The sequence below is a fragment of the Candidatus Rokuibacteriota bacterium genome (genome assembly GCA_016188005.1).
In the GTDB taxonomy this organism is placed as follows: domain Bacteria; phylum Methylomirabilota; class Methylomirabilia; order Rokubacteriales; family CSP1-6; genus UBA12499.
Window position 1 is genome coordinate 23,305 of the sequence record JACPIQ010000045.1, and the last position, 25,519, is coordinate 48,823.

24 protein-coding genes and 2 riboswitches are annotated in these 25,519 nt (G+C 72.1%); of the genes, 21 read left to right on the plus strand and 3 right to left on the minus strand.

Annotated elements, in window-relative coordinates:
• The first annotated feature begins 26 nt into the window (after nucleotides 1-26).
• The 4 genes from HYV93_09200 to HYV93_09215 all read left to right on the plus strand — a co-directional run bounded on the left by HYV93_09200 (nucleotide 27) and on the right by HYV93_09215 (nucleotide 4,876).
• Complete coding sequence (locus HYV93_09200; GenBank protein ID MBI2526145.1) at nucleotides 27-1,013, plus strand: thiamine pyrophosphate-dependent dehydrogenase E1 component subunit alpha; 987 nt, start codon at nucleotides 27-29, stop codon at nucleotides 1,011-1,013.
• Nucleotides 1,014-1,164: 151 nt separating this feature from the next.
• Nucleotides 1,165-2,136 carry an alpha-ketoacid dehydrogenase subunit beta gene (locus HYV93_09205; GenBank protein ID MBI2526146.1) on the plus strand — a complete coding sequence of 324 codons (972 nt, stop codon included), beginning with the start codon at nucleotides 1,165-1,167 and terminating at the stop codon, nucleotides 2,134-2,136.
• Nucleotides 2,137-2,712: 576 nt separating this feature from the next.
• Nucleotides 2,713-3,288 (plus strand): hypothetical protein, encoded by a 576-nt coding sequence (locus HYV93_09210; GenBank protein MBI2526147.1) that lies wholly within the window; start codon nucleotides 2,713-2,715, stop codon nucleotides 3,286-3,288.
• A gap of 4 nt (nucleotides 3,289-3,292) precedes the next feature.
• On the plus strand, nucleotides 3,293-4,876 hold the full coding sequence (locus HYV93_09215) for a GMC family oxidoreductase (GenBank protein ID MBI2526148.1): 1,584 nt from the start codon (nucleotides 3,293-3,295) through the stop codon (nucleotides 4,874-4,876).
• 18 nt (nucleotides 4,877-4,894) lie between these two features.
• Here HYV93_09215 and HYV93_09220 read toward each other — a convergent pair whose 3' ends face one another.
• Together HYV93_09220 and HYV93_09225 are read right to left on the minus strand one after the other, a co-directional pair.
• Nucleotides 4,895-5,317 carry a DoxX family protein gene (locus tag HYV93_09220; protein MBI2526149.1) on the minus strand — a complete coding sequence of 141 codons (423 nt, stop codon included), beginning with the start codon at nucleotides 5,315-5,317 and terminating at the stop codon, nucleotides 4,895-4,897.
• Nucleotides 5,318-5,342: 25 nt separating this feature from the next.
• Nucleotides 5,343-6,035 carry a DUF3047 domain-containing protein gene (locus HYV93_09225; GenBank protein MBI2526150.1) on the minus strand — a complete coding sequence of 231 codons (693 nt, stop codon included), beginning with the start codon at nucleotides 6,033-6,035 and terminating at the stop codon, nucleotides 5,343-5,345.
• A gap of 159 nt (nucleotides 6,036-6,194) precedes the next feature.
• Between HYV93_09225 and HYV93_09230 the strand changes: the two genes are divergently transcribed.
• The 3 genes from HYV93_09230 to HYV93_09240 are packed head-to-tail and all read left to right on the plus strand — an operon-like array spanning nucleotide 6,195 to nucleotide 8,877.
• A complete protein-coding gene (locus HYV93_09230; protein ID MBI2526151.1) occupies nucleotides 6,195-6,560 on the plus strand; it encodes an RNA-binding S4 domain-containing protein in 366 nt (121 codons plus the stop codon).
• Between the two features lie 24 nt (nucleotides 6,561-6,584).
• Nucleotides 6,585-8,582 (plus strand): tetratricopeptide repeat protein, encoded by a 1,998-nt coding sequence (locus HYV93_09235; GenBank protein MBI2526152.1) that lies wholly within the window; start codon nucleotides 6,585-6,587, stop codon nucleotides 8,580-8,582.
• 43 nt (nucleotides 8,583-8,625) lie between these two features.
• Complete coding sequence (locus HYV93_09240) at nucleotides 8,626-8,877, plus strand: hypothetical protein (protein MBI2526153.1); 252 nt, start codon at nucleotides 8,626-8,628, stop codon at nucleotides 8,875-8,877.
• Nucleotides 8,878-8,955: 78 nt separating this feature from the next.
• On the opposite strand, the gene HYV93_09245 is transcribed toward HYV93_09240, so the two are convergent.
• On the minus strand, nucleotides 8,956-10,131 hold the full coding sequence (locus HYV93_09245) for an MFS transporter (protein ID MBI2526154.1): 1,176 nt from the start codon (nucleotides 10,129-10,131) through the stop codon (nucleotides 8,956-8,958).
• A 284-nt stretch (nucleotides 10,132-10,415) separates the two neighbouring features.
• Here HYV93_09245 and HYV93_09250 point away from each other — a divergent pair, with 284 nt between their 5' ends.
• The 14 genes from HYV93_09250 (at nucleotide 10,416) to hpt (ending at nucleotide 25,515) form a co-directional block, all read left to right on the plus strand.
• The gene (locus HYV93_09250) at nucleotides 10,416-11,207 is read left to right on the plus strand and encodes an OB-fold nucleic acid binding domain-containing protein (GenBank protein ID MBI2526155.1); all 792 of its coding nucleotides are present in this window, start codon (nucleotides 10,416-10,418) and stop codon (nucleotides 11,205-11,207) included.
• A 78-nt stretch (nucleotides 11,208-11,285) separates the two neighbouring features.
• Nucleotides 11,286-11,480, plus strand: a riboswitch (cobalamin riboswitch).
• A 26-nt stretch (nucleotides 11,481-11,506) separates the two neighbouring features.
• Nucleotides 11,507-12,070, plus strand: coding sequence for a bifunctional adenosylcobinamide kinase/adenosylcobinamide-phosphate guanylyltransferase (gene cobU, locus HYV93_09255; GenBank protein MBI2526156.1), 564 nt, complete (start codon nucleotides 11,507-11,509; stop codon nucleotides 12,068-12,070).
• Nucleotides 12,045-13,121, plus strand: a complete 1,077-nt coding sequence (gene cobT, locus HYV93_09260) for a nicotinate-nucleotide--dimethylbenzimidazole phosphoribosyltransferase (protein MBI2526157.1) — start codon at nucleotides 12,045-12,047, stop codon at nucleotides 13,119-13,121. The genes cobU and cobT overlap by 26 nt, the downstream gene beginning before the upstream one ends.
• Entirely contained in the window at nucleotides 13,118-14,524 is a 1,407-nt protein-coding gene (locus HYV93_09265; protein ID MBI2526158.1) for a cobyrinate a,c-diamide synthase, read from the plus strand. Before cobT ends, HYV93_09265 begins: the two co-directional genes overlap by 4 nt.
• Nucleotides 14,521-15,417, plus strand: coding sequence for a cobalamin-binding protein (locus HYV93_09270; GenBank protein MBI2526159.1), 897 nt, complete (start codon nucleotides 14,521-14,523; stop codon nucleotides 15,415-15,417). The genes HYV93_09265 and HYV93_09270 overlap by 4 nt, the downstream gene beginning before the upstream one ends.
• Nucleotides 15,414-16,529 carry an iron ABC transporter permease gene (locus HYV93_09275; protein MBI2526160.1) on the plus strand — a complete coding sequence of 372 codons (1,116 nt, stop codon included), beginning with the start codon at nucleotides 15,414-15,416 and terminating at the stop codon, nucleotides 16,527-16,529. The genes HYV93_09270 and HYV93_09275 overlap by 4 nt, the downstream gene beginning before the upstream one ends.
• 77 nt (nucleotides 16,530-16,606) lie before the next feature.
• Nucleotides 16,607-17,356, plus strand: coding sequence for an ABC transporter ATP-binding protein (locus HYV93_09280; GenBank protein ID MBI2526161.1), 750 nt, complete (start codon nucleotides 16,607-16,609; stop codon nucleotides 17,354-17,356).
• 53 nt (nucleotides 17,357-17,409) lie between these two features.
• A riboswitch (cobalamin riboswitch) is annotated at nucleotides 17,410-17,577 on the plus strand.
• A gap of 50 nt (nucleotides 17,578-17,627) precedes the next feature.
• Nucleotides 17,628-19,517, plus strand: a complete 1,890-nt coding sequence (locus tag HYV93_09285; GenBank protein ID MBI2526162.1) for a TonB-dependent receptor — start codon at nucleotides 17,628-17,630, stop codon at nucleotides 19,515-19,517.
• A gap of 10 nt (nucleotides 19,518-19,527) precedes the next feature.
• Nucleotides 19,528-20,181, plus strand: coding sequence for an adenosylcobinamide amidohydrolase (locus HYV93_09290; GenBank protein ID MBI2526163.1), 654 nt, complete (start codon nucleotides 19,528-19,530; stop codon nucleotides 20,179-20,181).
• Nucleotides 20,178-21,146: an energy transducer TonB gene (locus HYV93_09295; GenBank protein ID MBI2526164.1), complete on the plus strand. Its 969-nt coding sequence runs from the start codon at nucleotides 20,178-20,180 to the stop codon at nucleotides 21,144-21,146. Before HYV93_09290 ends, HYV93_09295 begins: the two co-directional genes overlap by 4 nt.
• Nucleotides 21,147-21,156: 10 nt before the next feature.
• Nucleotides 21,157-22,068, plus strand: coding sequence for a cobalamin biosynthesis protein CobD (gene cobD / locus HYV93_09300; protein MBI2526165.1), 912 nt, complete (start codon nucleotides 21,157-21,159; stop codon nucleotides 22,066-22,068).
• Nucleotides 22,069-22,423: 355 nt separating this feature from the next.
• Complete coding sequence (locus HYV93_09305; protein MBI2526166.1) at nucleotides 22,424-24,136, plus strand: arginine--tRNA ligase; 1,713 nt, start codon at nucleotides 22,424-22,426, stop codon at nucleotides 24,134-24,136.
• 125 nt (nucleotides 24,137-24,261) lie between these two features.
• On the plus strand, nucleotides 24,262-24,957 hold the full coding sequence (locus tag HYV93_09310) for an SPOR domain-containing protein (GenBank protein MBI2526167.1): 696 nt from the start codon (nucleotides 24,262-24,264) through the stop codon (nucleotides 24,955-24,957).
• 21 nt (nucleotides 24,958-24,978) lie between these two features.
• The gene (hpt, locus tag HYV93_09315; GenBank protein MBI2526168.1) at nucleotides 24,979-25,515 is read left to right on the plus strand and encodes a hypoxanthine phosphoribosyltransferase; all 537 of its coding nucleotides are present in this window, start codon (nucleotides 24,979-24,981) and stop codon (nucleotides 25,513-25,515) included.
• The last annotated feature ends 4 nt before the right edge of the window (nucleotides 25,516-25,519 follow it).

Genomic DNA, 25,519 nt, shown 5'->3' on the forward strand with positions numbered 1-25,519 from the left:
GGCGCCGTGCTAGAATCGCCCGCGCCATGACCGAGGCGGCCGGCCCGGACCTGCTGCTCCAGATGTACGCGGCGATGCTCCGCGTGCGGCGCTTCGAGGAGCGCGCGCGCGAGCTGTACCACGCCGGGCGCATCCCGGGATTCATCCACCTCTCCGTAGGCCAGGAGGCCGTGGCCGTGGGCGCCTGCGCGGCGCTCCGGCACGACGACTACCTGCTCTCGACCCACCGCGGCCACGGCCACCTCATCGCCAAGGGCGGGTCGCTCCGCCGGCTCATGGCCGAGCTGTACGGCAAGGCCGCCGGCTGCTGCAAGGGCAAGGGCGGCTCGATGCACATCGCCGACACCTCCGTCGGGTACCTCGGCGCCAACGGCGTGCTCACCTCGGGCTGCGTCCTGGCGCCGGGTGTGGGGCTGTCCATCCGGATGCGCGGGACGGACCAGGTGGTGGCCGTCCTGTTCGGGGACGGAGCGGCCAACCGCGGCCCGTTCCACGAGGGCGTGAACCTGTCCGCGCTCTGGCGCGCCCCCGTGGTCTTCCTCTGCGAGAACAACGCCTGGGCCTCCACCACCGCGCAGGACCTCTCCACCGCGGGCGGCAGCATCGCCGCGCGGGCGGCAGGCTACGGCATCCCGGGTGTGGCCGTGGACGGCAACGACGCCGTGGCGGTGTACGCGGCGGTGGCCCGGGCCGTGGCGCGCGCGCGAGCGGGCGAGGGGCCGTCGCTCATCGAGGCGAAGACGGTGCGCTGGCTCGGCCACCACGAGGGGGACCCGCAGGCCTACCGGCCGAGGAGCGAGGTCGAGGACGGGCGGCGGCGGGACCCCATCGCGCGCCTCCGGGCCCATCTCGAGGCCAGCGCCCTGCTCGACGCGACGCACGCGGCGCGGGTCGCTGAGGGCATCGAGGCCGAGGTGGAGGACGCCGTCGCCTTCGCCGAGTCGAGCCCGCTCCCGGAGCCCGAAGCGGCGCTGGACGATCTCCTCGTCCACTACCCCTGGAGCGACCGATGAGCCGGCCGTGCCAGATGCGCTGGGCGCCGGGGCGGGGGATCGCGGGGTCCGGGCTCGCGGCGGGGCCGGATCTCCTCGAGGGCGGGGTGGCCGAGGCCGGGGGCGCGGCCCCGCGAAATGAATGGGTGCTCGCACCCCCCGCTGGTCACTCATGCCGCTGATGGATTTCGGGGAGGCCCTCAACCTCGCCCTCGCCGAGGAGATGCGCCGGGATCCGCGCGTCTACTGTATCGGCGAGGACATCGTTCTGGGAGTGCCTTTCGGCGTCACCAAGGGCCTCGCCGAGGAGTTCGGCCTCGAGCGCGTCATCAACGCCCCGATCTCGGAGGCGGCCATCGTCGGCTCCTCCATGGGCGCGGCCCTCACCGGGCTCGTGCCCGTGGTGGACATGCACTTCGCCGACTTCGTCACCTGCGCCATGGACGAGGTGGTCAACCAGATCGCCAAGAGCCGGTACATGTTCGGCGGCCAGGTCGCCTGTCCGCTGACACTCCGCATGCCCTACGGAATCGGCAAGTCGGCGGGAGGGCACCACTCCAATTCCGTCGAGGCCTGGTTCGTGAACACGCCGGGGCTCAAGGTGTGCATTCCCTCGACGCCGGCCGATGCCCGGGGCCTGCTCAAGACCGCGATCCGCGACCCCGACCCCGTGCTCGTCTTCGAGCACCGCGCGCTCTATCGCGTGCGGGGGGAGGTGCCGGCGGAGGAGACGCTGGTGCCGCTGGGCTCGGCCGATGTGAAGCGCGCGGGCAGGGACGTGACCGTCATCGCCACGGCGCGGATGGTGGGCGAGGCGCTCCTGGCGACCGAGATGCTCGCCGAGGAGGGGATCTCCGCCGAGGTGGTGGACCCGCGGAGCCTGGTTCCGCTGGACCGGGCAACGCTGGCGGCCTCGGTGGCCAGGACCCACCGTGTGGTCATCGCCGAGGAGGGACCCAGGCGCGCCAGCGTGGGCGCCTGGCTGGCGTGGGTCGTGATGGAGCAGAGCTTCGACGAGCTGGACGCGCCCATCGCACGCGTGGCCGCTCCCGATGTCCCCATCCCCTTCAGCCCGCCCATGGAGGCCTTCGTGACCGCTCACGCCGGCCAGATCGTGGCCGCCGCGCGTGAGCTGATGAAGTGACGCCTGCCTTGCGCCGCCTCTCTGAGGCATGCCGCCCGCCTGCGCCGGCCGTGGCTCGGATGCGGCCGCTGATCTGCTGATCTCCCCGGGGCCATGGCGACTGACGATAGTCCTCCCCAGACCTGTCCGAAACCTTCCAGACCTGTCCGGAACCTTTACGGTTTGCCACGGGGCCGACCGGCTGGACGCGGCAACGCCCTGTAAGGACAGAAGTTCTCGATCTGGCATGGAGTGTGCTGCCGACAGTCGAGAAGAAGCTCACGCCTCGGCCTGGGTGTCGACTCTGGAGGGGATGAGATCATGGGAAAGAAGAGTCTCCTGTCCGGCGCGGTTCTGTTGACTGCGGCCTTCGTAGCTTTCGCTGACCCGGCGTTCGCAGGGGCGCCCCCACCCACAGTAAGCGTTCCGTTCCCTGGGACCCTGGTACTGCTCAGCAGCGGGGCCGTCGCGCTCGCTTGGTGGCTGGGCAGGAAGCGGTAGGCCCAGGCGCTTCACCGTTCTCAGCCGCACGCGGGCCCCGGGGATTTCCCTGGGGCCATGTCTCTTCCTCCGCTCAAGCGGTAAAGTAACGACCCGATGACCCGCCGCAGACTCCTCCAGATCGCGCTGGTTGCCCTGGGCGCGATGGCCCTCCTCATCTCATGGCGGCCGGCCTGGCTCGCGGGAGCCCTGGCGCGGCGCCTCCGGCCCCGACTCGATCCCTCATCTCCCACCGGGCTCCTGTCAGCGCAGGAGATTCAGACCATCGTGGCTTTCGCCGAGATCGTGGTGGGAGGGCGGGCCCTGGCGCCAGTGGAGCGCGGTTATGTCGAGGAGCATATCGGCGAGCGGACACAGGCCACGCCGGGATACCTCGCCCTCTACCGAAGCGCCTCGGTGCTTCTCGACTCTCTCGCCGGCAGCCCTTTCTGGGCGCTGGACCGGGCACGCCGAGCCGGGATTGTCTCCCGGCACAACCTGGGGAACGCAGATGTGAGGACACGGGAGTACCTCTGGCCCTTCCGGCGCCGGGCGCAGAGCGTCCGAGCGCTCGCCGTGCCCGACCTCATCGCCGGGTACTACGCCTCGCCGGCCGGCTGGGCGCTGGTCGGCTACACCGTATTCCCCGGGCGCCCCGGCGATCTCGTCCGTTACACAAAGGCGGAAGCCTGACCGCATGAGCGCGGCGGGGTACCAGGGCGAGACGGAAGTGTGCATCATCGGGGCGGGGCCGGCCGGCGGCATCATCGCGCTGGAGCTTGCCGGGCGCGGCATCCGCTCGGTCATCCTCGAGGCAGGCCCCCGGCACGACTTCGCCCGGCGCTTCGAGTACATGCGTCGCTTCCTCAAAGGGGAGAACCCTTGGAAGACCCCCCTCGCCGCGCTGGATCGCTACACGACCGGCGGGAGGACGCCCTACCGCCTCGAGGGGAACCGCGCCCGCGGGGTCGGCGGCAGCACGCTGTACTGGGAAGGCTACGCGCTCAGATTTCGAGCGGAGGACTTCCGCCTGAGAAGCCTCCACGGGGTCGCCGAGGACTGGCCGGTCTCCTACGAGGAGCTCGAGCCGTACTACACGCGGGCCGAGCGGGCGCTGGGAGTGGCAGGGACGGCTGACGATCCGTGGGCGTCGCCACGGAGCGGGGGGTTCCCGCTGCTGCCCTTCCCGCCGAGCTACTCCGACGGGCTGTTCGTCCCCGCCTGCCGCTCGCTGGGGATCACGCTGCACAGCCTCCCCCAGGCCCGCAACTCGATCCCCTACGCCGGACGGGCCCGGTGCCAGGGCTACAGCACCTGCCATGTCTGCCCGATCGGCGCCAAGGCGAGCGCGGATCTCAGCCACATTCTCCGGGCGGAGGCCACGGGGCACGCGCGGGTCCTGGCTGACGTCTCCGCGCTGAGGCTCGAAACGGGCCCGCCCGACCGGGTGCGGGCCGTCGTCTATGCCGGACACGATCGGCGCGAGCGCAGGCTCTCTGCGCGCCTCTTCGTCGTCGCGGCGGGAGGCGTCGAGACGGCCAGGCTGCTCCTGCTTTCCGCTTCCCGCGACGCCCCCCAGGGCCTCGCGAACGGCAGCGGGCTCGTCGGGCGGCACTTCATGTCCCATCCATTGCTCGACATCACGGGGCGCGTGGCCGAGCCGGTCTACCCGTACCGGATCGGCTTCTCGACGACCATGACGGGCCAGTTCGCCGTGGGCCGAGACCGCCGGAGGCGGGGAGCCTTTTTCTTGGAGTTCCTGAACTCCGCGGGAGGCCCCCCGGCCCGGCTGGCCATCGCCAGCCGGACGTGGGGGCCGGCGCTCGAGAAGCACGTGAAGGAGGAGTTCGGACGGACGCTCGGGGTGCGGATCTTCTGCGAGCAGCTCCCGGACCCCGCGCGCTCCGTCTCGCTGAACCCCGGCGTCAAGGACCACTTCGGCCAGCCCGTGCCTCACATCAGCTGGGGCGTGGGCGACTACGCGCGCGCGGCGCTCGAGGAAGCACGCGGCATCGCCGAGCGAATCCTGAGGGGCGCCGGAGCCAAGGCCATCCGGGCGAGCCGTCTCGGCTACGCCTCGCACCAGATGGGGACTCACCGGATGGGAACGGATCCCGACTCCAGCGTGGTGGACGCCAACCTCCGCGCCCACGATGTGTCCAATCTCTACCTCGTGGGGGGCGGTTGCTTTGTCACGGCCAGCGCGTTCCCGCCGACGCTCACCGTCGCCGCCCTCGCCATCCGGGCCGCCGAGCATCTCACGCGCGTCCTCCGCGGCTGAGCCTTCCTCGACGCTGGGCTATCGTCTGAGGGCGAGGGCTCCGGCGCCGAGGAAGACCTGGGCCAGGGTGGCCGCGAGCATGAGCAGCGCGAACTCGTAGCCGCCCCTGGGCCCCATGAAGAAGCCCTCCCGCAGGTGGACCAGGAAGAAGGCGCCCGCCATGATCGGCAGGTTCACGAGTGCCGCCCAGCGCGTCCAGAGCCCCAGGATCAGGAGCGCGCCGCCGACGCCGTGAGCCAGGATCACGTACCAGGCCCCGATCTCGGGCAGGGGAAGGCCGAGGTTCCTCTGCATGGCCACCGTGGCGCGGGGACCGGCGACGAAGAGCGCCAGGTAGGCGTGGCCGAGGTAGATGATACCGAGCGCGATCCTGAGGATCGTCGCACCGTAGCCGTCGATCCCGCCGCCGCCTCCCGGCGATGGGCCGCCCCCCCTGGTCATCGCCTCTGCCGGCCCCCGGGCGGGCTCACGGCTTGCGGAAGACGATCTCGCCGATGTAGGCCTCGGCGGCCGAATGGGTATCGTTCGAGTCGATCGCGACGGACACGGCACCCACCTCCTCGCCGGGCTCCTCGCCGTAGATCCGCCTGTAGTCCTGGAGGATGTTACGCGTCTCGGTGAGCCAGCGCCCGGCTTCCGCCTCCCCGGAGCGCACGATCACGTAGGTGACGGTGCCGCTCTTCTCGCTCTTGACGACGGTGCCGGCGGGGGCCGTGGTGTCCCACACGTAGCCGATCACGCGCGAGCGCACCGCCGACGGGAAGCGCGGGAAGGTCACGTAGATCTGGCCGGCCTGATCGTCGGCCTCCTTCTTCCGAGAGTCGCCACCTCTGGGCAGCGCCACCACCTTCCAGCGCCACTGCAGGATCGGGTAGCGCTTGGCGTCCACCTTCACCTCCTTGCTGACAGTCGAGCCCTCGTCCCGGCTCTTGAGGTGGAGCGCCCTGGTAGGGCTCTCGTTGATGACGGTGAAGTCGTACTTCGGGCTCCCCCAGGTCTGTCCCTTCCACCCGTCGGGGATGCCGGTCTTGCCCACCGGCTGGCGCGACCAGTCCTCGACCACGATGACCGAGGGGTCGGCTGCCCGCACCGGCGCCCCCGTCACGGCCATCAGCCCGGCACCGAGCCCCAGCGCGATGCCGGCGAGCTTGGCGATCATGCGTCTCCCGTCCACCACCATATTGTCCCCCAGGACGGGAGCCTCGACTGGTCGAAAAGAGCCAGCGCCCCAGGTCCCCATCGTGCCCCCATCCCCAACGCTCCGGCGCGCTCGGCGGGGGCGAGTATAGCGCACCCGCCATGTTACCGTAAGGACGGCATGGGCGAGTTGCGCCTCGACAGGTGGCTCTGGGCGGCGCGCTTCTTCAAGAGCCGGACGCTGGCCGCGACGGCCTGCAGTGGCGGCAAGGTCGACGTCAACGAGCAGCGGGCCAAGCCCTCCCGGCTCTTGCGGGCCGGGGACCTGGTCCACGTCACGCTCCCGCGCGGCAAGCGGATCGTCCGGGTGGTGACGCTCTCCGACAGGCGCGGGCCGAGTGCCCACGCCGCGCTCCTCTACGAGGATCTCACGCCGCCTCCGCCCGCGCGGGCGGCGCGCATCCCGCCGCCGGTCTATCGCCCCCGCGGCGCCGGTCGTCCCACCAAGCGGGACCGCCGGCTTCTCGACCGTATCTCCGGCGCGTGACGGCCGGGTGCGCTGCTGGCTGACGTGCGACCTCCCCTCCACCCGGCGCTCGTCGCCCTCGTCTGCCTCGTCTCCTTCGCCGCCTTTCTCCCGGCCCTTGGGGCAGACTGGGTCAACGGGGACGACCCCGAGAACTTCCTGAAGAACGAGGGGTACCGGGGGCTGGGCCGGGCGCAGCTCCGGTGGATGTTCACGGCCTTCCACATGGGCCACTACCACCCGCTCACCTGGATGACGCTCGGCGCCGACTTCGCGATCTGGGGGCTCAACCCCTTCGGCTTCCACCTCACGAGCCTGCTCCTCCACTCCGCGGCAGCCGTGGCCTTCCTGCACGTCGCGCGGCGGCTGCTCCGGGCGGCGCAGCCCGCGGGAGCCGGCGAGGCCGCGCTCGGCGTCGGGGCCACGGCCGCGGCACTCCTCTTCGCCGTGCATCCACTGCGGGTGGAATCCGTCGTGTGGATCTCAGAGCGCCGGGACGTGCTCTCCGGGCTCCTCTACCTCATGGCCGTGCTGGCCTACCTCGAGGCCGTCGCCGCGCGCGCGGCGGGCGCCGTCCCGCGCGGCCGGCGCTGGTACGGTGCTTCCCTCGTCCTCTTCGTCGCCGCGCTCCTCTCCAAGGCGCTGGTCGTCAGCCTCCCCGTGGTCCTCGTGATCCTGGACGTCTATCCGCTGAGACGGCTCGGCGGGGCGACCGGGTGGGGGACGGCGGCCGCGCGACGCGTCTGGGTCGAGAAGGTCCCCTTCGTCCTCCTCGCTCTGGCCGCCACGGTGGTGGCGTTCCTGGCGCGCGCGCCGGTGGGCGCCGCCGCGGGCCTCCAGGACTTCGGCATCGCCGAGCGCGTGTTGCTCTCACTCTACGGCTACGCCTTCTATCTCGGGAAGACGCTCTTCCCCTACCCGCTCTCGCCGCTCTACGAGATGTCCGAGAGCCTCGACCTCTCCAGCACGCCCGTGCTCGGGAGCGCGGGGGCGGTGCTCCTGCTGGCCGCCGGGTCCGTGGCCCTGCGCCGGCGCTGGCCGGCGCTGTGCGCGGCGGCCGCGACGTACGCCGTCACGCTCCTGCCCGTGATCGGGGTGGTGCAGAGCGGGCCCCAGATCGCCGCCGACCGGTACACCTATCTCGCCTGTCTCGGCTGGGCGCTGCTCTTCGGCGCGGCTGTGGTCTGGGTGCTCAGGCGGCGCGAGGAGGGGCGTGTGGGCCGGGGCGTGATGCTCGCGGTGCTGGCCGCCTCGGTGCTCGCCACGGCGGGCCTGGGGTATGGGGCCTGGGAGCAGAGCAGGATCTGGCGCGATTCGGAGAGCCTCTGGCGGGTGGCCGTCGCCGCGGATCCCCGCTGCGTGGTCTGCCGCAACAACCTCGGCCATTCGCTGCTGGCCCAGGGCCGCCACCGCGAGGCGGAGCTGGAGTTCCGCGTGTCCGGCACTCTCCGGGGCGGCCGCGCGGCGGCCCACAACAACCTGGGCACCGCGCTCGCGTATCAGGGGCGCTACACCGAGGCGGAGGGCGAGTTCGCGGAGGCCATGCGTCTGTCCCCCCGGCTCGCGGACGCGCCGGCCAACCTCGGGGCTCTGCACGCCCGCCAGGGGCGCTACCTCGAGGCGATTCCGCTCCTGCGCCGCGCGCTGGCCCTCGCGCCCGACTTCCCCGGGGCGCGGGTCAACCTCGCCCACACCCTGAAGAACCAGGGGGCCGCGCTGGTTCGGGCGGGCCGGCTGGCGGAGGCCCTCGCGCTCTTCGCCGAGGCGGTGCAGCTGTCCGCGGACGACGCCGACACCTTCCTGAACCTGGGCAGGGTGCTGATGGAGCTCGGCCGGGAGCGCGAAGCGCTGGCCCCACTCGAGCGCGCGGTGGCGGTGGCTCCGCGCGACGGTCCGGCGCGCTTCTGGCTGGCGCGGGCCCTGCTGCGCTCGGGCGACCTGACCGGGGCCGCGCGGCACGCCGCCGTGCTCGACGAGATCGATCCCGCGCTGGGGGCCTCGCTCCGCTCGGCCGATCCTTCCTTTCCGCTCGCCTCGCCGTGAGGCCCGGCTCCGCTCGCCCTGCTGGCTCCGCTACGCCTACTTCATGCGCCACGTGGTGTGGCCGGCCACCGGCTCGGTGATGCGGCGGCTCGATGATGGCAAGGGCACCGCCGGCGGAAAGCCCGGCAACATGCACGAGTTCCTCGGCGGAACCAGCGAGGAGCGCGCCAGGAATCTGCAGACCATCAAGACCTGGCTCGGTGAGGGCGCGTGGAATACCAACCGCTGGCGAGCGCGCGGCAACGTGCCCGCCATCACCAAGGAGCAGCTCGACAGGATCAAGGCCAAGTACTGAGTCGCCCTCCACATCCATTGGTGGAAGTGGGGCGACGCGCGTCACGGAGGCGGCGCGCGGAGCCCCTGGAGGAGTAACTCAGGCCCCCTGGCGGCGACGCGCGGCGAGAAGCCAGAGGGTGGCCAGGGCGCAGCCTGCGAGGAATGGCGTGACGCTCCAGTTCATCACTTCCCAGCCTTCCCGCGTGAACACGAACCCCGACGCCGCCGACGTGAACGCCATTGTGACGAAGATCAGTGAGTCGTTGGCACCCTGCGTCTTGGCGCGCTCGGCCGGGGTATAGACCTCGGCGAGCAGCGTGGTCGCGCCGACGTACATGAAGTTCCACCCCACGCCGAGCAGCACCAGGGCGCTCCAGAAATGGACGACATCCAGGCCGGACTGCGCGATCACCACGCACACGAAGGTCAAGAGGACGCCGACCAGGATGGTCTGGAGCACGCCGAACCGCTGGACCAGCCGGCCGGTGAAGAACGAGGGCAGGAACATGCCCACGACGTGCCCCTCGATGACGAACGCCGCCGCCCGGTAGGGATGGTGGTGCATCATGGCCAGCGGGGTGGCGGTCATGAGCAGATTCATCGCGCCGTACCCCACCATTCCCGTGAGCGCCGCCACGATGAACGCCGGCTGCGCGACGATCTCGGCGAGCGGCCGGCCCGGCGCCGCGCGCTCCGCCGCGGACAGGCCCGGGATCCGCAGCCACCACAGCACGACGAGCGCGAGCACGCCGAAGCCCACCAGCGAGAAATAGGAGCCGACGAAGGGGTGGCCGGCGAGCGCGTCCTTGGTGAGCTTGCTGGTCTCGGGTCCGAGGATGCCGCCCAGGATGCCGCCCGCCAGCACCAGTGAGATCACGGTGGACCGGAACTCCGGCGCGGCGCTGTCCGCGGCGGCGAAGCGATAGTACTGGCCGGCGGCGTTGTAAGCGCCGGCCACGAAGGTGCCGAGACAGAGGAGCCAGAAGCTTCCAAGGTACGCCGCCAGGCCGCAAATGGACGCGCCGAGCATGCCGAGCCCGACGCCCAGCATGAAACCGGCCCGCCGGCCCAGCCGCCGCATGAGCAGCGACATCTGCATCGTGACCAGGGCCGAGCCCACCACGTACCCCGTCACCGGAAACGTCGCCATCCCCTTGTCGGGCGCGAGCACGAACCCGGCGAGGCCGTTGGTCGCGATCATGATGGAGTTATTGGTCAGGAGCAGGCCCTGCGAGAGGGACAGCAGCGCGACGTTCTTCCTGGTCGAATCCATCGGCCTCCGTGCGGGGCGCGTGGTCGCTACGCCGCGATGCCGTCCAGGAAGGCGGCCATCGAAGAGACGAACGCGGCCGGTTGGTCGAGGGTGACGGGGTGATGCGCGCCAGCGAGTCCCATCGTAGCCAGGCACACGGGCGCCGTCAAGCGGCAGGCGGACCAGTGCTGATCGCGCCTCGGGGCGCGGCGCCGGCACGGCCTTCGGCTTGTGTGGTAGCGTGGGCGTACCGGGAAGGGGTCTTGGCGCTGAAACAGCTCCCAGGGGACCGAGGAGGTCAGCTCATGCGGTATCTGCTCGTTTTCTCTCTGGTACTCGCGGTAGCGTGCAGCAACAAGCCCGGTGATGCCGATCCCAAGGTCGAGGCTCCGGGCAAGGTGGGCCAGCCCGCAGCTCCGACCGCCACGCCCGTGGCCAGCGCCGACAGGATCAGCGGCGAGGTGCTCGAGATCCAGAACGTGGCCTCTTACACCTACCTCAAGCTCAAGACCGACAGCGGCGAGGAGTGGGCTGCGGTCACCAAGGCCCCGGTCCAGAGGGGCGCCAAGGTCAGCGTGGTCAACGGCGCGCTCATGCGCAATTTCAGGAGCGAGTCGCTCAACAAGACCTTCGATCGCATCTACTTCGGCACCCTCATTCCGCCGGGTGGCGAGCCGACGGCCGGAGGTTCCTCGCCGGCTGGCGTTCCGGGCCTCGGCACGGAAGTGGCGCCCCACCCTGGAGGCATGGCGCTGGCCGCTGCCGTCGGTGAGATCAAGGTGGCCAGGGCCGAGGGCGACCGTGGCCGCACCGTGGCCGAGGTCCATGCTCAAGCGGCCGAGCTGGCCGGTAAGGACGTGGCCGTCCGCGGCAAGGTGGTCAAGTTCAACGCCAACATCATGGGCAGCAACTGGGTCCACATCCGCGACGGCTCGGGCTCGGCAGAAGGAAAGAATGCGGATCTCACGGTGACGACGGCCGACACCGTGGCAGTGGGCGACGAGGTGCTGGTTCGAGGAAAGGTCGCCCAGAACAAGCAAGTCGGCGCCGGCTACAGCTACGCCGTGATCGTGGAACAGGCCACGGTCCGGAAGTAGCTTCGGGTCAAATCATGTGCTCCCGACACTGTGCAGGCCCGGGCCTTGACCGCAGCGTAGGGGTCTGCTAGGTTGCCCGCGTAGCCTGGAGTCCAGGGTGCCCGCCGGAGCGGGCTCCCCGGGAAGGCGGTGCGAATCCGCCGCGACCCCGTCACTGTAATCGGGGACGAAACCCACGGTGAAGCCACTGGTGCGCGGAAGCGTGCGCCGGGAAGGCGTGGGGAGTAGGACGATCCGAGAGCCAGGAGACCGACCCGGACTCCCAGACCAACCATACCGGTCTTCGAGGGAGGGCCCGGGTGCCGGCTCACCATTCATCTCACCTGATCCTGGGCGGCGCCCGCAGCGGCAAGAGCCGCTACTCGCTTGCCCTCGCCGGCAGCGCCCGCGCGCGCGTCGCCTTCGTCGCCACCGCCCGTGCCGGTGATGCCGACATGGCTGCGCGCATCGCCCGCCACCGGGCGGAGCGTCCGCCGTCGTGGCTCACCGTCGAGGAGCCCTTCGATCTCGTTGCGGCCTGCCGCCGCCTGAACGGCCGCGCCCCCCTCGTCCTCGTGGACTGCCTCACCCTCTGGGTGGCGAACCGGCTGCTCCGCGGTGACGACGACAAGGTGATTCTCCAGGGGGCCGAGGAGCTGGCTCGGTTCATGGGCGAGCGCGCGGTGTCCCTGGTCATCGTCTCCAACGAGGTCGGCGAGGGCGTACACCCTCCCACCGCCGACGGCCTGCGCTTCAGGGACCTCCTGGGCCTCGTCAACCAGCGAATCGCCGCAGCCGCCGACCGGGTCACCCTGATGGTGGCCGGCATCCCCCTCACCGTGAAGGAGTCCATCCCCCATGAAGAGTCTTCACAGGCTCCTTGACCGCATCGCCTCGCCGGATCCCGCCGTGGGCGTCGCCGCCCAGGAGCGGCTCGACCAGCTCACGAAGCCGCCGGGGAGCCTGGGCCGGCTGGAGGAGCTGGCCCGACGGCTCTGTCTCATCACAGGGCGGTGCCCGGCCCGGATCGCCGATCCCGTGATCTTCACCCTGGCCGGGGATCACGGAGTGGTGGACGAGGGGGTCAGCGCGTATCCGCAGATAGTTACGGCCCAGATGGTCGAGAATTTCTTGAGGGGCGGAGCCGCCGTCAACGTGCTGGCTCGGCATGCCGGGGCCAGGGTGGTGGTCGCCGACCTCGGTGTGGCGACCCCGCTGGGTGTCCATGAAGGTCTCGTCTCGAGGAAGATCGGCGCCGGGACGCGGAACATCGCCAGGGGGCCGGCAATGAGTCGCGAGGAGGCTGTCGCCGCCGTCGAGGCTGGGGCCACGCTCGTGGAGAGGGAGATCGCCGCGGGCGCCGATCTCGTGGGCACCGGAGAGATGGGCATCGGCAACACGACGGCAGCCAGCGCCGTGGTGGCGGCGATCACCGGAGCGCCGCCGGAGGAGGTCACCGGGCGCGGCACCGGGATAGACGCCGAGGGCTGGCGGCGCAAGGTGGAGGTCGTCGCGCGGGCGCTCGCGCTGAACCGGCCCGATCCGCGCGACGGCATCGACGTGCTGGCCCGCGTCGGAGGCTTCGAGATCGCGGGACTGACCGGTGTCGTCCTCGCCGGGGCAGCCCACCGCCTGCCCGTGGTCGTGGATGGCTTCATCGCGGGTGCAGCCGCGCTGGCCGCGGTCACCATCAAGCCCGAGGCGCGGGAATACCTTCTCGCCGCCCATCGCTCGGTGGAGCCGGGGCACCGCCACGTTCTCGAGGCGCTCGCCCTGGAGCCCTACCTCGATCTCGCCATGCGCCTGGGCGAGGGGACAGGGGCCGCCCTCTGCATCGCGCTGGCGCGGGCGGCGCTGGCCGTGCTCACCGAGATGGCGACGTTCAAGTCCGCGGGGGTGTCCGATCGGTCCAGCGGCGAGGGGCCGCCGGCATGAGGGAGGCCTCCTCCATCCCGGTGATCGTCGTCGCGGGGGCGGCGAGCGGCGTGGGGAAGACCACGATCACCCTCGGCATCCTCGAAGCGCTCAGGCGCCGCGGGCTCGCGCTGCAGGCCTTCAAGGTGGGACCGGACTTCATCGACCCGGCCTTCCACGCCCTCGCCACCGGTCGCCCCTCGCTGAACCTCGACGGCTGGATGTGCGGGCGCGAGCATGTCCTGGCCTCGGTGGTGCGCCATGCCGCGGAGGCCGACCTCGCCGTGGTCGAGGGGGTCATGGGCTGCTTCGACGGCTGCGAGGGGAGCCGCGAGACGGGCTCCACGGCGGAGGTGGCCAAATGGCTCGGCGCCCCGGCGCTGCTCGTGGTGGACGCGCAGGCCGCGGCCCGGAGCGCGGCCGCGGTGGTGCTGGGCTTCGAGCGCTTCGATCCGGATCTCGCTCTCGGCGGGGTGATCTTCAACCGCGTGGCTGGCCCCGTCCATCGCCGCGCGCTCTTGGAGGCGGTGGACGGGGCATGCCGGACTCCCGTGCTCGGGGCCGTCCCGGCGAGCGCGGGGCTCGCCCTGCCCGAACGCCATCTCGGGCTCGTCACGGCAGCCGAGGGCGGCTACACGCCGGCGCTCCGCGAGGGGCTCGCGGCCCTCGTCGAGCGCCACGTGGACCTCGACGCCCTCGTGGGACTGGCCCGGAGCGCGATCCGCCGACCACCGGCGGACCGTGTGCCGGGCCCCGCAGAGGCTGAGCGCCTCCGGCCTCCTTCGCCTCACGCCCGGATCGCGGTGGCGCGGGACCACGCGTTCCAGTTCTACTACGCCGACAACCTGGAGGCCCTCGAGCGGGCCGGCGCCGAGCTGGCCTTCTTCTCGCCGCTCACCGACGAGAGGCTGCCCGCCGCCGACGGGCTGTACATCGGGGGTGGCTATCCCGAGGTTCACGCCAAGGCGCTGTCGGCCAATACCGCCATGCGCCGGGCCGTGGCTGGCTTCGCTTCCTCCGGGCGCCCGACGTACGCCGAGTGCGGCGGCCTCATGTACCTGGCCGAGCTCCTGGAGGACGCCGGGGGCGTTGCCTGGCCCATGGTGGGGGTGCTGCCCGCGAAGGTGCGGATGCGGCCAGGCCCGCTCACGCTCGGCTACCGCGAGGTGGTGACCACGCAGCCCTCGCCGCTGGGACCCGCGGGTGCCACGGCCAGGGGCCACGAGTTCCACTGCTCCACCCTGGAGGCGCCGCCGGCCTCGGTCAAGCGCGTCTACGCGGTGCAGGACCATGCTGGCAGCGGGGCGCGCCCCGAGGGCTTCCTCGTGGGCGCGGCCCTCATGAGCTATGTCCACCTTCACTGGGGACCCAGCCCCTCGATGGCCGCGGCCTTCGTGGATGCCTGCGCGAGGGCGCGCCGGTGACCCCCCTGGTCGGCTTCCTCACGGCCGCTCTCCTGCTCGCGACACCCCTGGCGGGCGCGGCGCTCACGCTCACCGACCTGACGGGACGCACCGTGACGCTGCCGGCCATGCCCCAGCGCATCATCTCCCTCGTCCCCGGGGCCACGGAGATCCTCTTCGCCATCGGCGCCCAGGACCGCCTGGTGGGAGTCACTGACTTCTGCGACTACCCGCCCGAGGCGCGCCGCAAGCCGAGCGTCGGCGGCATGCTGGCGCCGAGCCTCGAGACCATGGTCGCCCTCAGGCCCGATCTCGTCGTGGCCACGCCCTCCGGCAATCGCGAGGAGACCGTCGCCCAGCTCGAGCGCCTGCGCATCCCCGTCTACCTCGTGAACCCTGCCAGCGTGGCCGACGTGCTGAGGATGATGGAGGGGCTCGGGGCGGTCACCGGGAGGCGCGAGACGGCGCGGCAGACGGCGCAGGGGCTCCGGCTGCGGATCAAGGCCGTGGCCGAGCGGGTCGCCGCGCGGCCACGGCCGCGGGTGCTCTACGTCCTCTGGCCGGATCCGCTGATCGTCCCGGCGCGCGGGGCCGTCGTCACCGAGCTGATCGCGCTGGCGGGCGGCGAGTCGGTGACGGCCGGCGCCGGGGAGGGCTATCCGCGCTACAGCCTCGAGGCGGCGGTGGCGCAGGCGCCCGAGGTGATCCTGCTGGCCCGTCACAGCGTCGCGGTCGGGCCGGTGAGCCTCGAGAAGTGGGACAGGCTGACGAGCCTGGCGGCCATCAGGTCGGGACGGCTGCACGCCGTGGACGGCGACCTCTTCCACCGCCAGGGGGCGCGGATCGCGGAGGCGCTCGAGGCGCTGGCGCGCCTCATCCATCCCGGGGCTTTCCCGCGGGCCGCGACCCGATGAGCGGCGCCGGCGACGGGGCCCCGAGGACGACAGCCGCGAGACTCGCGGGGATCGTCGGCGCCCTGGGGCTCGTGCTGGCGGCCGCCGGGGCGGCGGCGCTCTTCGTCGGCAGCGCCGCCGTGACGCCAGCATCGGTCCTCGCCGTGCTGACGGGCCAGGAGACGGCGGAGGCAGTGGCGCGCGTGGTCGTGCTCGATCTGAGGCTGCCCCGCATCGCGGTGGCCGCGCTGGCCGGCGGTGCGCTTGCCGTGGCCGGAGTGGGGTTCCAGGCGCTCACGCGCAATCCCCTCGCGGAGCCCTCGGTGCTCGGCGTCTCCAGCGGCGCGGCCTTCGGCGTCGTCACGGGACAGCTCTTCGGGCTCGGGCTCACGGTGCTCCAGGCCTTCGGGCTCACGGCCCTGGCCTTTGCCGGCGCCTTCATCGCCGGAGGTGCCGTCTACCTGATCGCCAGCACGGCCGCCGGGCTGCCGGTGCACACGCTCCTGCTGGCGGGCGTCATCGTCGGGATCTTCTTCTCCTCGGCCATCACCGTGCTCATCTCCCTCGTGGACACCAACCGCCTCGGCGGCGTGATCCACTGGCTGCTCGGCAACGTGGCGCCCATCCCGGCCGGCCCGTTACTGGTCTTCGCCGGGCTCACGGCCGCCGGCGTCGCGCTCGTCGCCAGCCAGGCGCGCCGGCTCAATCTCCTCGCGCTGGGCGAGGAGGCGGCGCTGCAGCTCGGGGTGGATGCCGAGGCCCTGAAGCGACGGATCTTCGCAGGCGCGGCGCTCCTCACCGCCGCCGTGGTGGCCTTCGCCGGGCCCATCGGTTTCGTGGGGCTGATCGTTCCCCACGCGCTCAGGATGCTCCTGGGGCCGGATAACCGGGTACTGGTGCCGGCGGCCGCGCTGGGGGGCGGCGTGTTCCTCCTCGCGGCGGACACGCTGGCGCGCAGCGTCGTCGCGCCGGCGGAGGTGTCGGTGGGCGTGATCACCGCCTTCTGCGGGGCGCCGGTGTTCATCGCGCTGCTCCGATCGCGTGCTGCGATGGTAGGGCGAGCTGAGCCGTGCCTCACGGCGAGGCGAGCGAAACATGGAGACTCCCCGAGCGGAGCGAGGCTCCAACCGTGAGCCCTCTCCTGGAGGTACGCGACGTGAGCTTCGCCTACCCCTCGGCCGGGGAGGAGCGCGGGCGCGCCCCCTTCGAGATCCACGATCTCTCCCTCGCCGTGGAGCAGGGAGAGATCCTGGGTGTCATCGGTCCCAACGCCTCCGGCAAGACGACCCTCATCCGCCTCCTGTCCCGGGTCGTGGCGCCGGCGCGCGGCGAGATCCTCCTCGACGGCCTGTCGCTGATGCGGCTCGGGCGCGCGGCGGTGGCCCGCAGCGTGGCCGTGGTTCCGCAGGACGTGCCGCGGGGGTTCCCGTATACGGCCGGCGAGCTGGTGCTCATGGGCCGCTTTCCCCACGCGCCCGGACGCTTCTTCGAGAGCGAGGAGGACCGGGCCGCCGCGCGGGAGGCGATGGAGCTGGCGGGTGTGCTCGATCTCGCGCGCGAGCCGCTGGATCGGCTGAGCGGCGGCGAGCGCCAGCGTGTCGTGCTCGCGCGGGCTCTCGCCCAGCGGCCGCGGCTCCTGGTGCTGGACGAGCCCACCGCCCACCTGGACCTCCGCTACCAGGCGGAGTGCGTCGGGCTCCTGCGCCGCCTCAACGCGGAGGCAGGGCTCAGCGTGGTGCTCGTCTCCCACGATCTCAATCTCGCCGCGGAGGTCTCCCACTGCCTGCTCCTGCTCCACCGGGGCAGGGCGGTGAGCCTCGGCCCCCCCGAGTCCGTGCTGGAGGAAGCGACACTCGAGGCCGTGTACGGCTGCCGCGTCAGCGTCGAGAAGCACCCCTCGAGCCGGCGGCCCGTCGTGCACGTGGTCTGGCCTCAGCCGGACCCGGCGTCGAGGGGGTGATCCGGAAAGAGACCCTGGAGCAGACGCGGCAGGCGACATGCGGCGCCCCGGTCAAAGGGAAGCCGGTAGAGGCCCGGCCAACGGGCTGAATCCGGCACGGTCCCGCCACTGTGAGTGGGGAGTCACGTCCGACCCCCCGGAGGCCACGGCCTCGGGGGAGCCACTGGGAGCGATCCCGGGAAGGCCGGATCTGTGGCGACGATCCACGAGTCAGGAGACCTGTCCGGGGCGCATGGTTCCCCACACACCTTTCGAGGCAAGAGGAGTGGTCATGGCAAGGGACGCACGGATCAGGGGCTGGGTCGTCGCGGGACTGCTGCTCGCGGTGGTCCCCCCGCCAGCGACGGCGCAGGAGAGCAAGAGGGTTGACCCCGTGGTGGTGACGGCGACCAGGATCGAGACGCCGGCGGCCGAGGTCGGGGCCGCGGTGACGGTGGTGACGGAGGAGGACTTCAGGACTTACCACTACGCGACGGTGGACGAGGCGCTTCGCAGCGTCCCCGGCCTCGAGATCCGCCGCTCCGGCAGCTTCGGCAAGACCACCAGCCTCTCCATCCGGGGGGCGACGGCCAACCAGGTGCAGGTGCTCGTGGACGGCGTGCGCGTCAAGAGCCCGACCACGGGGCAAGCTGAGCTGTCGGACATCTCCCCGGACCTCATCGAGCGCATCGAGATCCTCCGGGGGCCCCAGTCGGCCCTCTACGGCGCCGACGCCATCGGCGGCGTCGTCAACATCATCACCAGGCGCGGGAAGGGCCCCTTCAGCGGCTCCGTGCAGCAGGAGGTGGGCAACTACGACACGCTCCGCTCGCGGGTCTCCGGCGGCGGGCAGTGGCAGATCCTCGACTACGCCTTTGCCGGCTCGCATCTCGAGAGCAACGGCCAGTTCAAGAACGACGGCTCGGAGGAGCGCGCGCTCTCCGGTCGGCTGGGGGTGGCGCTGCCCTGGGACAGCCAGCTCGCCTTCGTGGCCCGCTGGAACCGGACCGACACGGATCTGCCCGTGAAGTTCGTCTGCTGCGGCCCGCTGCCCGTGGAGCCGCTGATCGACGTCAACCAGCAGCAGCAGAGCGAGACGCTCGTGCTGAGTCTCGAGGGGAAGACGCGACCCGTGCCCTGGTGGGAGAGCCGCGGGCGCATCTCCCGCTACGAGAACAGCTTGGGCTTCCAGGACGCTGTGGACCCGGGCTATGCCTTCGACATCCCCACGTTCTCGCAGATCAACGTCGAGCGCAGGGAGGCGGAGTGGATCAACGCCTTCCACCTGGGAAAGTGGAGCACGAGCACGGTGGGGCTCGAGTACCGCCACGAGGAAGGGGAGAACAAGGGCGTGTTCCGCTCGCGGACGCACACGCAGGCCCTCTTCTTCGAGGAGCAGCTCCGCTTCTTCGGCCGGCTCTTCCTCACGGGCGGCTTCCGCGTGGAGGACCACAGCGTCTTCGGCACCGAGACCACCGAGCGCGGCTCGCTGGCCTACCTGATCAAGGGCTGGGGCACGCGGCTGCGCGGCGGCGCGGGCTCGGGCTTCCGCGCCCCCACGCTCAACGACCTCTTCTTCCCGGGCTTCTCCAACCCGGCGCTCGAGCCGGAGACGAGCTTCTCCTGGGAGGTGGGCGCCGACCAGAAGCTCTGGCAGGAACGGATCCGGCTCGGCCTCACCTACTTCCACAACGACTTCGACAACCTCATCCGGTTCGTGACGCTCCCGGCGCCCCCCTTCGTGGCCGTGGTCAACCTGGCCCGCGCGCGAACGTCGGGCATCGAGGCGATGGCCGAGGCGGATCTCCTCAAGAACCTCGTCGGCTCCGTCAACTACACCTACACCGACTCGGAGACCTCCGGGAGCAACCGGCCGCTGGCCCGCGAGCCGCGCCACCGCTGGCACGTGGGGCTGACCTGGGAGCCCCTGGCGGGGCTGTCGCTCTTCACCCAGGTCCACACCTCCTCGCGCCAGTTCGAGGACGAGACGGTGGGCTACAACCGCGGCCACACCCGCGTGGACGTGGGCGGGACCTACCGGGTGCTGGACCGCTACGGGTGGCTGCAGGCCGTGGAGATCACGGCGCGGGTGCAGAACCTCCTCGACGAAGGGTATGCGGAGGTCCGCGGCTTCCCGGCCCTGGGCACCCAGGCCCTCGTGGGCGCGCGGGTGCGCTTCTGAGGCAGCGCGGATGATCCAGGGACTCGCCGTGGAGATCGGGCCGGAGGCGGTCGTGATTTGCGCGGAGCTGCCGCTGCGGGCGCTCTCCTCCGCGGTCGTGGGCGGTGGGCTCGCTCAGGCCCGCGCCATCGTCAACCTGCACGTGCCCAAGGACGATCCCTGCGCGGACCCGGGAGCGATGGTGGCGGACTTCGCGCGGCGCGCGGCCGTCCCCGAGCCCTACGTGGGCCTCCTCACCTCGGCCTGGACGGAGCAGGCCACGGTGGGCGAGGCCTCGGGCGGGGGCTTCGCGGCCGTGGCCGTCACCACCGTCGGGCTCAGCAATCGTATCGCCGCCGGCCGGAGCGCGACGCTCGGCTGGGCGCCCTCCACCATCAACACCATCGTCATCGTCGAGGCCGACCCGGAGCCCGCCGCCCTCGTCAACGCCGTGATCACCGTCACCGAGGTGAAGGCGTTGCTCCTGATGGAAGGTGGGATCCGCGACGGTGACGGCGGCCCCGCCACGGGCACCTCGACCGACGCTGTCGTGATCGCCGCGACGGGCCGGGGGCCTCGCGCGCGCTTCGGCGGGCCTGCCAGCCCCCTCGGGTGGGTCATCGCCCGCGCCGCGAGGCAGGCGCTCGGAGAGGGTGTCCGTGGCTGGAGGGAGCGGAATCCATGAGCGTGCGCCGGGCGGCGCTGCTGCTGGGTTCGGCGGGGCTCCATGCCGCCGTACTGGCGCTGCTGGCCCTGGTGGCGGTGAAGGCGGGCTTCCGCCCGGTCCTGGTGGTGCACCTCTCTGCGTGGGAGGCCGTCACGGTGCGGCCGGCCGTGGCCGCCCCCCCGTTGCGCCTGGGCTCCGATGGGGGGCCCGCGCGGAGGATGAAGGGGATGCGCTGGGCGCGTTCCCCAGGGCCCCCGTCCGTCGAGACCGCCGCCGACGCTTCCATGAGCGGGGCGCCGAGGCCCCGGCTCCACAGCCAGGATCCTGGCGACGCCTCCGAATCCGCGCCCTCGCGGGCCCGGGAAGGGAGCGCCACCGCGGAGCAGCCTCCGGAGCGCCATGGCGTCGCGCTCGAGCGCCCCCCGGCCGCGCCCTTGGAGGACGGTGCCCGGGAGCACTCGGCATCGGGGACGAGAGATGCGGTTCCTGGTGGCCCGACGGCGGCGGCTCCATCGGGTCCAGGCGCTCTCGCCGCCGCGGGGCATGGTGGCGCGGCGAGCGCGGGCCCGGGCGCGGCGGGGAGCCCGGCCGCGTGGGCATCGGGGGGCGGGCGCGACGGGAGCCGGGGTCTCGGACTGAGCGGGGGCTCGCGGGTCGCGCTCGTGGGGTCGGGTGACGGGCGGGGTGGCGTTCCACCCGAGTACGGCCCGTATCTCGCTCGCTTCCGGCAGCGGGTCCAGGACGCGCTCGTCTTCCCCCTGGCCGCGAGGCGACGGGGGCTCTCGGGCGCGGTGGAGCTCGACGTGCTGATCGACGCGGCCGGCAAGGTCGAGAAGGTGGAGGTGGCGTCCTCCTCGTCCCATGCCATGCTGGACGAGGCGGCGCTGGAGACGGTGCGAGAGATGGCGCCGCTGCCGCTTCCCGAGACGCTGCCCGCCCGCCCCCTCAGGGTCAAGCTCCCGCTGGTCTTCGAGCTGCGCTGATCCTGCCGCCATGACGGTGCTGCTGCTGGCGGTGGCGCTGGATCTGATGCTGGGAGAGCCGCCGAGCCGCTGGCACCCGGTGGCGTGGGCCGGGCGCCTCCTCGGTGCCGGCGCGCGCCTGGCCCCGCCGGGCCCGCCGTGGCTGCTCCGGCTCCACGGGGCCCTCCTCGTCGCCGGCGTGGCGGGGGCGGCCGCCCTCGCAGCCGGGATCGCCGCGGGATGGGCCGGACGGTGGGCGTGGCTCCAAACCCTGGTGGCCGCCTGCCTCCTCAAGTACACCTTCTCGGTGAGGCGCCTCTTCGCGGCGGTGGACGAGGTGCGGCGGGCCCTGGCCCGCGGCGACCTGGCGGAAGCCCGACGGGCGCTGGCCCTCCATCTGGTGAGCCGCCCGACCGGGTCGCTCGACGAGGGCGCTGCCGCCTCGGCCGCCATCGAGTCACTCGCAGAGAACCTCACCGACAGCGTGGTGGCGCCCCTCTGTCTCTTCCTCGTGGGCGGGGTGCCGGCCGCATGGGCCTACCGCGCCGTGAACACGGCTGACGCGATGATCGGCTACCGGGACGGCCGCCTCGAGCACCTCGGGAAGGCGGCCGCGCGCCTGGACGACCTCCTCAACCTGATCCCGGCGCGGCTCGCGGCAGCGGCGCTGGTCGCGGGGGCGTGGTGCGCCGGGCAGTCCGCCCGGCCAGCCTGGGCGACGCTGAGAAGAGACGGCGGGCTCACCGCCAGCCCCAATGCGGGACGCACCATGGCCGCCATGGCGGGCGCCCTCGGCGTCACGCTCGCCAAGCCCGGCCACTACCGGCTCGGCGCGGGCCCCGCGCCGGATGTCCGCGCGATCGAGCGAGGGCTTGCCGTCGCCCGCTGGGCTTGCGGGCTCTGGCTCGCGGCGGCCGCCCTCGCGCTGGCCGTGCTGTCATGAGGCATCGCCCGCCGGCGCTCATGCTCCAGGCCACGGGCTCGCATGCGGGCAAGACCGTGCTCGTGGCGGGGCTCTGCCGGCTGCTGATGCGGCACGGCATCAGGGCGCTGCCCTTCAATCGGCGGCCTCGCGCGCGAGGCTGGCGGCCTGGGCACGCGGAAGCCAGGCGGTGCCAGCCAGTACAGCGGAGGATCACCGCGCCCGGCGCGAGACCGCCTACGAGATTCTCGCCGACGCGCTCGAGGCCGCCATCGGCCTGCCCCGCCTCCTGCGCCTCCTCGGGCTCTCAGCCTGACCCGAGAACCCCCCGCGCGCGCCGGTAATTTGTTCGCGGGCGCTGCGGGCGGGCGGTATCATGAGCCATCGCCGCCATGGGCGGCGATTTGTATCTGCACGTGAGGAGACTGAACTGAAGGTCACGGAACTGCTCACACAGGCGTTCAAGCGAGCCCTCGAGAAGAAGAACCTGGTGCCGCCCGCGGATGTCATCTGGCAGGTGCCTCGAGGGGTACATCACGCCGACTACGCCACCCCGTCCGCCATGATCTACGCCCGTGAGCACGGCGTGCCGACCGAGGGGGTCACCGTCGTCGTCACGGAAGAACTGGAATCCCTTCCGCAGGTGGCGAGCGCGGTGGTCGCCGGCCCAGGCTTCATCAACGTCGTTCTGAAGCCGGCCTCCTGGGCCGATGAGCTTCGAGACATCCTCCTGCTCCCGGACTATGGCAAGGGCGAACAGGAGACGGGTCGCCGCTACCGCATCGAGTTCGTTTCGGCCAATCCCACGGGGCCGCTGGTCATCGTCAACGCGCGCGCGGCCGCGGTGGGCGATGCCCTGGCGCGCATCCTCCGCTCGCAGGGCGCCGGCGTGGAGTGCCAGTACTACGTCAACGACGCGGGGACGCAGTTCCAGGCCCTCGCCGCCTCCGTGGAGGTGCGGCTGCGCGAGGCGCTGGGCGAGCCCGCCGAGCTGCCCGAGAACGCCTATCCCGGCGAGTACCTCGTGGACCTCGCCCGGGACTATCTCGCGCGCGACCCGGCCGGCGCCCGCGCGGTGCTGGCGCTGCCGGCCGGCGAGCGCCTCGACCGGCTGGGCCGGATGGCGGTCGAGGCCATGGTCGCCGGCCAGCAGCGTGTCCTCGAGGCGTACGGCACGACCTTCGACCGCTGGGCCCGCGAGACCAGCGATGTGCGCGCCGCCGGCCTGCCCGAGCGGGCCATCGAGGAGCTCCGCGCCGCGGGCTTCCTCTTCGAGGACGAGGGCGCGCTCTGGTTCCGCTCCACCGCCCTCGGGGACGACAAGGACCGGGTCCTCAGGAAGTCGGACGGAGACCTCACCTACTTCGCCGTGGACATCGGCTTCCACCACTTCGGCAAGTTCGCGGGCGTCGATTGCGTGATCGATCTCCTGGGCCCCGACCATCACGGTTACATCCCGCGGCTCCGGGCCGCGATGAAGGCCCTCGGCCATCCCGAGGCGACCTTCGACGTCCTCATCGTCCAGCTCGTGACGCTCCTCCGCGACGGCCAGCCGGTCCGCATGTCCAAGCGGCGAGGGGAGTTCGTGCTCATGGAGGAATTGCTCGAGGAGGTGGGCCGGGACGCCGCCCGCTTCACCTTCCTCACCCGGCGCCACGACAGCCCGCTGGAGTTCGATCTGGCCGTCGCCACGCGCCAGAGTGCCGACAACCCGGTGTTCTACGTCCAGTACGCCCACGCGCGGGTCACGAGCCTGTTCAGGACCGCGGCCCAGCAGGGCGTCGGGGTGCCGCCGTGGAGCGAGGTGGATTTCGGCCGCCTCGTGCTGCCCGAGGAGCAGGCGATCATCAAGCGCCTGCTCCAGTACCCCGAGCTGGTGGCCGGCGCCGCCCGTGCGCGCGAGCCACACCGGGTTGCCTACTACCTCGGCGAGCTGGCGGGGGCCTTCCACCCCTACTACAAGGCGCACCGGATCCTCACGGAGGACAGGCCCCTCAGTCTGGCACGGCTCGGCCTCTGCGCCGCCGTGGGCCAGGTCGTGCGCAGCGGCCTCGGCCTCCTCGGCGTCTCCGCCCCCCAGAGCATGTAATGTTTGGCGAGGCGCAGCCGGAGGCGAGCCGAGCGGAGGTGGAGGTCCCCCGAGCGGAGCGAGGGGGCGAGGCGCAGCCGGAGGCGAGCCGAGCGGAGGTGGAGGCAAGGGAATGAGGCGACCCTATGACTCGTAACGGAGCAGGCGGCGGCCCAGGGTTCTTCCAGCGCGCAGGGTTCGGGGTGGCCGCGGTGGTGATTCTCGCCCTCACCTTCACGCTCGGCATGCTCGTGGGCCGGCAGTGGACGCGCCCGGCGTCCCAGGCCGCGACCCCGGATGCCGCCAGGAAGGGCGCGGTGCCGGTGCGGCGGGGCGGTCTGGGGGAGATGGAGGCGGAGCGGCCCAGGGGCCTTTCCGAGAAGCTCACGTTCTATCAGACCCTCACCGCGCCGCTGGGCCCCACCAACTCCCACGCCAAGGGCAAGTCCGAGGAGAAGGGCAGGCCGGAGGCCAGACCCAGGCCGGAGGCCGGGCCTGCGGCCGATGCTTCGCCCAAGGCGGAGGGCGTGGCGAGGCCCGTCACCGCGCCGGGCGAGCCCGGCGGGAGCCGGGTCGAGGGCCCCGGTCGAGCTTCCCCGGCCACCGGCACCGTGTGGACGGTACAGGTGGGGGCCTTCAAGAACCGCAAGCAGGCCGACGCCGTGCAGCGGGCGCTCAGCGGCGCCGGGTTCCCGGCCGAGATCACCGCCCTGACGGCGGAGGATGGCCAGCCGCGCCACCGGGTCCGCGTGGGGTGGTTCAAGACGCGCAGCGACGCCGAGCAGATGGCCGAGCGGCTGCGCGCGGAACGGGCGCTGGCCACCTACGTGACCGCCAACTGAGCCGGTGGGGCCGGCGTCAGCATGCCGCATCGGGTGGGCCGCATCCTCATCCCGCGCGAGGAGATCGCCGCCCGCACGAGCGAGCTGGGGCGGGCCATCGGCCACGACCTGGCCGGCAGGAACCCGCTCCTCGTGAGCGTGCTCAAGGGTGCGGTGATCTTCATGGCCGACCTGATCCGCGCCATCGGCGCTCCCATTGCGATCGACTTCATGGGGCTCTCCTCGTACGGGGCGAGCGCCCGGTCGTCTGGCGCCGTCCGTCTCACTGCCGATCTGTCCGTGTCCATCGAGGGCCGGGACGTGATCCTGGTGGAGGACATCGTCGATTCCGGACGGACCCTCGACTACCTCCAGCGCAACTTTGCCACCCGCCGGCCGAAGAGCCTGTCCGTCTGCGTGCTGCTGGACAAGGTCGGGCGGCGGGAAGTGGACGTGAAGCTCGACTACGTGGGCTTCGTGATCCCGGACCGCTTCGTGGTCGGCTACGGCTTCGATCTCGGAGGGCTCTATCGCGGCTTGCCCGACATCCACGTGCTCGAGGCGGGAGCGTCCGGCTGACCGG

What these genes read in the sequence shown, in the direction of transcription:
- hpt (MBI2526168.1), top strand. Translation starts at nt 24,979, where the DNA reads ATGCCGCATCGGGTGGGCCGCATCCTCATCCCGCGCGAGGAGATCGCC.
- HYV93_09240 (MBI2526153.1), top strand. Translation starts at nt 8,626, where the DNA reads ATGCGCCACGTGGTGTGGCCGGCCACCGGCTCGGTGATGCGGCGGCTC.
- HYV93_09310 (MBI2526167.1), top strand. Translation starts at nt 24,262, where the DNA reads ATGACTCGTAACGGAGCAGGCGGCGGCCCAGGGTTCTTCCAGCGCGCA.
- HYV93_09210 (MBI2526147.1), top strand. Translation starts at nt 2,713, where the DNA reads ATGACCCGCCGCAGACTCCTCCAGATCGCGCTGGTTGCCCTGGGCGCG.
- HYV93_09215 (MBI2526148.1), top strand. Translation starts at nt 3,293, where the DNA reads ATGAGCGCGGCGGGGTACCAGGGCGAGACGGAAGTGTGCATCATCGGG.
- HYV93_09200 (MBI2526145.1), top strand. Translation starts at nt 27, where the DNA reads ATGACCGAGGCGGCCGGCCCGGACCTGCTGCTCCAGATGTACGCGGCG.
- HYV93_09250 (MBI2526155.1), top strand. Translation starts at nt 10,416, where the DNA reads ATGCGGTATCTGCTCGTTTTCTCTCTGGTACTCGCGGTAGCGTGCAGC.
- HYV93_09220 (MBI2526149.1), bottom strand. Translation starts at nt 5,317, where the DNA reads ATGACCAGGGGGGGCGGCCCATCGCCGGGAGGCGGCGGCGGGATCGAC.
- cobD (MBI2526165.1), top strand. Translation starts at nt 21,157, where the DNA reads ATGACGGTGCTGCTGCTGGCGGTGGCGCTGGATCTGATGCTGGGAGAG.
- HYV93_09230 (MBI2526151.1), top strand. Translation starts at nt 6,195, where the DNA reads ATGGGCGAGTTGCGCCTCGACAGGTGGCTCTGGGCGGCGCGCTTCTTC.
- HYV93_09285 (MBI2526162.1), top strand. Translation starts at nt 17,628, where the DNA reads ATGGCAAGGGACGCACGGATCAGGGGCTGGGTCGTCGCGGGACTGCTG.
- cobT (MBI2526157.1), top strand. Translation starts at nt 12,045, where the DNA reads ATGAAGAGTCTTCACAGGCTCCTTGACCGCATCGCCTCGCCGGATCCC.
- HYV93_09265 (MBI2526158.1), top strand. Translation starts at nt 13,118, where the DNA reads ATGAGGGAGGCCTCCTCCATCCCGGTGATCGTCGTCGCGGGGGCGGCG.
- HYV93_09275 (MBI2526160.1), top strand. Translation starts at nt 15,414, where the DNA reads ATGAGCGGCGCCGGCGACGGGGCCCCGAGGACGACAGCCGCGAGACTC.
- HYV93_09225 (MBI2526150.1), bottom strand. Translation starts at nt 6,035, where the DNA reads ATGATCGCCAAGCTCGCCGGCATCGCGCTGGGGCTCGGTGCCGGGCTG.
- HYV93_09245 (MBI2526154.1), bottom strand. Translation starts at nt 10,131, where the DNA reads ATGGATTCGACCAGGAAGAACGTCGCGCTGCTGTCCCTCTCGCAGGGC.
- HYV93_09290 (MBI2526163.1), top strand. Translation starts at nt 19,528, where the DNA reads ATGATCCAGGGACTCGCCGTGGAGATCGGGCCGGAGGCGGTCGTGATT.
- HYV93_09295 (MBI2526164.1), top strand. Translation starts at nt 20,178, where the DNA reads ATGAGCGTGCGCCGGGCGGCGCTGCTGCTGGGTTCGGCGGGGCTCCAT.
- HYV93_09205 (MBI2526146.1), top strand. Translation starts at nt 1,165, where the DNA reads ATGCCGCTGATGGATTTCGGGGAGGCCCTCAACCTCGCCCTCGCCGAG.
- HYV93_09305 (MBI2526166.1), top strand. Translation starts at nt 22,424, where the DNA reads ATGAGCCATCGCCGCCATGGGCGGCGATTTGTATCTGCACGTGAGGAG.